At 73.6% G+C, this 5,048-nt stretch carries 2 protein-coding genes and 1 pseudogene; 1 reads left to right on the top strand and 2 read right to left on the bottom strand.

Annotated elements, in window-relative coordinates:
* The coding region (locus D7V93_RS37520; RefSeq protein WP_120647900.1) for a hypothetical protein at positions 1-798 on the bottom strand (798 nt) is incomplete at its 3' end.
* A gap of 65 nt (positions 799-863) precedes the next feature.
* Here D7V93_RS37520 and D7V93_RS37515 point away from each other — a divergent pair.
* A complete protein-coding gene (locus D7V93_RS37515) occupies positions 864-4,010 on the top strand; it encodes an ABC transporter substrate-binding protein (protein WP_120647899.1) in 3,147 nt (1,048 codons plus the stop codon).
* 7 nt (positions 4,011-4,017) lie between these two features.
* Here the strand turns inward: D7V93_RS37515 and D7V93_RS37510 are convergent.
* Positions 4,018-5,048 (bottom strand): annotated as a pseudogene (locus D7V93_RS37510) (hypothetical protein); the annotation flags it as partial.

The following is a 5,048-nucleotide window of genomic DNA, read 5'->3' as shown; positions in this document are numbered from 1 at the left end:
GTCCGCGGCCGTGGGGCCCTTGTCCGGGAAGGCCTGGTGCACTGACTCGGCCAGCGCCCGGGCCGCGCGCGGCGTCCATTCCGTCATGCCCGGCAGCCGGTCCGGGACCGGAGGGAACGCCCCGGCCTCGCCGGGCTGCTGCTTCGGTGCCCCTCCCGCGACGACGCTTGAGGCCGCCTGGGTTGGCGCTCTGACGGCTCGCGCGGCGGACACCGGCCGTGCCTGCCCGTCCGGCACGAGCCTCAGCGCCCCTTCGGTGCCGCCCTCCACGGGCACGCCGTCCGCGAAGAGCTCCGGCGGCGCGCGCAGCCTCGCTCCCGGCGGCGCCGCCGTGAAGCGGGACCCGCCCACCTCCAGCGCCTGGAGCCTCCCCTGCCCGTCGTAGGTCGCGTGGAAGCGGGCGCCCAGCATCGTGCCCTCGGCGCTCGCGGGGCCCCGGGCCGTGACGCAATGCGGGCCCTCCTCACCGGACAGCTCCTCGCGGCCCTTCACGCAGCCCTCGGGCGGCGGGCCCCGCCACAACCACAGCGCCTGTGGCACCGCTTCACTGCCCACCACGCGCCCCGCGCCGTCGACCCGCAGCGTCACCTCGCGCACGCGCTCCCCAGCCCGGCCTTCGCGCACGTGCAGGTGCAGGCTGGTGTACGTGAAGCGCCCCACCTCCAGCGCCAGCGTGACCGTCCCCACCGGCACGCCGCGCCACGCGAAGACGAAGCGGGCCGGTGTTCCAGCCGTGGAGCCCGTGCTGGCGGGGTTTACCGGGAGCGCCAGCAGTGCGACGGCGAGCAGGGCCTTCATGGACGTCCCAGCATGCGTTGAATTGAGGACCGGCGCGAGAAGGCGGGTTAGCGTGCCGGCCGTCCATGGGCGCCAAACGGTACCTCTTCTCGTTCGGGCTGGCGGCGGCCCTGGTCTCCGCACTCATCCTGGGGCTGCTGCTGCGGTGGGTGACCGGCGCACCCGACGACGCGGCAGGGTGGGCGGTGCTGCTGCTCGGCGTGCCCCTGCTGTGGCTTACGGGCAGCTACCTCTCGTGGTTCCGCTGGGCCTCGGTGCGCAGGCGCGAGCGCCGGGACCTGATGGCCCGGCTGGCCGAGGGCGACCTCACCACGCCCATCCACCAGGGCTTCGAGGGGCAGGAGGACCTGCGCCGGCTGGTGCTCTCCCTGCGCCGCGCCATGTCCCAGGTGCAGCGCGTGACGAGCAACCTGCACCGCACCGGCAACGGCGTGAGCGACCAGGCCCGCGTGCTGCTGGAGGCCGCGCGCCGGCAGGGCAGCGCGGTGGAGCGCACGCTCGCCGCCGTCGCGGGCAACGGCACCAGCCTCCAGACGGCCGTCAAGCGCGTGCAGCACATCGAGACCTTCGCCCACGAGACGACGGGCGCGCTGCTGGAGATGACGGAGCGGCTGCACCAGGTGGTGGACGGCCTCACCACCGTCAACGACTTCAGTCAGCGTACCAGCGGCCACATCCAGGCGATGACGGAGCGACTGGGGCAGATCGCCACGTCGGGTGACGAGCTGGGCCACTTCGCCAGCGAGGCGACGGACTTCGTCGCGCTGGTGGAGGGCGGCATCGACGCCGTGCGCCGCCGCGCCACGGACACCAACAGCATGGCGCTCGCGGTGACGGCCACCGCCCAGCGCGGCGAGGCGCTGGTGGGCGACAGCGTGCAGGGCATGTACCGGGTGGAGGAGACGGTGCGCAAGGCGGCCGAGCTGATGGAGATGCTCGGCACGCGGTCCATGGAGATTGGCCGCATCGTGGACGTCATCCAGGAGATCGCCGACCAGACGAACCTGCTGGCCCTCAACGCCGCCATCATCGCCGCGCAGGCGGGCGAGCACGGCCGCCCCTTCGGCGTGGTGGCCAACGAAATTCGCAGCCTCGCCGAGCGCACCACGCGCTCCACGCGCGAGATTGGCACCATGGTGACGGGCATCCGCGACGCGGTGGAGACCGCCGTGGCGCTGGTGCAGGAGGGCCGCGAGCAGGCCACCGCGGGCGTGGCCCTGGGCGACCGCGCCGCCGAGGCCCTGGGGGAGATTCGCAGCATCACCCAGCGCACCTTCGCCGCCGTGGAGGCCACCGTCGCGGAGACGCAGCGGCTGGAGGCGCAGGGCGCGACCGTCGTGGAGGCGAGCCAGCGCGTGGCCCGCCGCGTGGAAGACATCACGCGCATGGCCATCGAGCAGTCCGCCAACGCGCGCGACCTCGTGCGCCAGATGCAGGAGATGACGCGCGTGGGCCAGGGCGCCGCGCAGAAGGCGGAGGCCCAGGCGCGCACCGGCCGCGACCTGTCCGAGGCCGTGATGCGCCTGAGCGCGGCGCTGGAAGAGCTGCGGCAGGCCCACCTGGTGCTCACCCGGGGCGACGCGTCCATCCGCGAGGAGGTGGCGCAGGTGCGCGAGGACGCGCGCCGGGTCATCCGCATTGGCGACGGGTTGGACCGCACGGTGGATCAGCTCAGCCACGAGACGGCGAGCCTGGAGGCGGAGGTGTTCCGCTTCCAGTTGCCGCAGGCGCGGCCGGGCGGCGTGCTGCGCGTGGGGCTCCACCAGGCGGCGTCGCTGCGCAACCGGCAGGCGGTGGATCCGCTGTTCAGCGTGGAGAACCAGATGGCGGAGCTGTCCGCGTGCGTCTTCTCCGGCCTGGTGCGGCTGGAGGACGGCATGCTGGTGCCCGACGTGGCCGAGCGCTGGGACGCCGACCCGTCCGCGCGCCGCTACCGCTTCTACCTGCGCCGGGGTGTCACCTTCCACGACGGCAGCATGCTCACCGCCGTGGACGTGAAGCACCACCTGGAGCGGTTGATGGACCCCGCGGTGCGCTCGCCGGACCGCAGCCTCCTGGAGGACGTGGAGGGCGCGTCTGAGTACTCCAGCGGCCTCGCGCGCGAGGTGACGGGCATCGAGGTGCTGGACGAGGGCACGCTGGAGATCCGCCTGCGCGAGCCCAAGGCGTTCTTCCTCCAGTTGATGGCGCTCACGGCCACCGCGGTGGCGAAGGTGGACAGCGCGGGGAAGCTGGTGGGCACGGGCCCCTTCCGCTTCGTGGGGCTGGAGCCGGACCGCGTGGTGCTGGAGCGCAACCCGGGCTACTGGCGCGGCGGGATTCCGCTGCTGGACCGGCTGGAGTTCCTCCTGCTGGAGTCGCGCGACCAGGCGGTGCGTCAGCTCCTGGACGGCCAGCTGGACCTGGTGTCCTTCCTGCCCACCGTGCAGACGGAGGCCAAGGGCCTGGAGGTGCACCAACTGGTGGCCAGCACCACGCCCTCCACCGCCTTCGTGGGCCTCAACCTGAACGAGGCGCCCTTCAACGACGTGCGCGTGCGCCGGGCCCTGCGCGCGGGCATGGACATCGTCGGCATGGTGGAGCAGTTCCATCCGGGCGCCCGGGTGGCGCGCACCTTCACCCCGCCGGAGCTGCTGGATGGCGCGGAGCTGGGCCCGCTGCCCGCGACGGACCTCCCCCTGGCGGAGCGCCTGCTGCGCGAGGCGGGCGTGCGGCGGATGCAGCTCACCCTGCACCACTCGGTGGGCCGCGACACCTCCGCCGAGGACGCGGTGCTCTTCCGCCCGTTGCTCCAGGCGGGGCTGCTGGAGCTGCGGCACGTGCAGATGAACGCGGAGGAGTACCTGCCGCGGCTGCGCGAGGGGAAGATTCCGGCGTTCCGCACGCAGTGGCTGGCGGACTTCCCGGATCCGGACGTGTTCCTGCACTTCCTGCTCAACTCCAACGCGCAGACGGTGTACCCGATGGGCTACCGCAACCCGGAGCTGGACCGGCTCACCGCGGAGGCGCGCGTGTCCATTGATCCGGAGCTGCGCTCGCAGCTGTACCGGCGCGCGGAGATGCTGGCGCGCGAGGACTGCCCGCTCATCCCGCTGTACCACGACCGCACGCACGCGGCGGCGGTGGCGTCGGTGCAGAACCTGCGGCTGCACCAGACGCCGCCCCAGGTGCGCTTCGAGGACCTCTGGGTGGATCCGGCCGCGAACGGCTGAGCGGGCGCTACGGCACCGCCCGGCGCGCTCCCGACGGGCCGGCGTGGCGCTGGGGCCAGCCCCGGGCTTCCGTGCGCTGGCCCACGGCGTAGGACTCCAGGAGCCAGACCCCGTCGCGGCGCAGCACCACGTGCATCACCTCGCCGGAGAACACCGCGCCCGCGACCTGGACGCGGCCCGGGAGGGGGCACATGTCGACCTTCTGGCCGGAGGCGAACCACTCCAGCCAGGCCTGCTGTTCGCCGTTCGGAAGCTGCGCGTCGGCGAGCACGCCCAGGGCGCCCCGCTCCAGCAGCGCGGCTTCGTGGAAGGTGCCGGGCAGCACGGGCGTGGGCAGCACGTCCACTTCGTAGAGGACGTGGCCGTCGTCGAAGCTGAACGAGCGGAGCACGGTGCGCAGCTCGTCGACGGGGCACGCGGTGCCGTCCGTGCGGTCGCACACGAGCGCGAAGGCATGACCGACGGAGCCACCCGGTGTCAGCAGCACGGGCTCGGCGAGGGGCGACAGGGTGCGCGCGCCGCCATCCCAGTCCAGCGCGACGGGCACGCCCCCATCCGTGTCCACGAAGGCCCGCGCGCCAGCGAGCAGCCGTCCCGAAGCGAGCGCCAGTGAAGGCGCGCCGCCCGGTACACCAGGCCCGAGCGGTTCGAGGAGCAGCGAGGCGACACCCCCATCCGCGAGCGCGGTGGGACCGAAACCGGGCCCCGAGGCGAGACCGACGCGCATCGCGCCCCCGCCATCCATCCCGGAGCCGGCGTCGACTGACGCTGCCATCCACGACGTGAAGGCCAGCCGTCCATCCCACGGCGTGTAGAGGTACGCGCCGCGCGCGTCATCCACGGCGAGCCTCGCCACACCGCCACCGTCCTCCTCAGCGCTCGCCGCCAGCAGCACTCCCGCGTCCGCGCTCAGCAACACGAGCCTGGAGCGCAGGGGCTCCCTCACGGTGCCCGCATCCGGATCCGCCTCGCTCCACCACGTGACGTGCGTGAGCACGTCTCCCTCCGTCGTGAGCGCCACCCGGCCCGCCCCCGTAC

It is taken from the genome of Corallococcus llansteffanensis, from assembly GCF_003612055.1.
GTDB lineage: Bacteria > Myxococcota > Myxococcia > Myxococcales > Myxococcaceae > Corallococcus > Corallococcus llansteffanensis.
The sequence above is the reverse complement of the archived record's forward strand: the minus strand, read 5'-3'. Positions and strand labels throughout refer to the sequence as shown.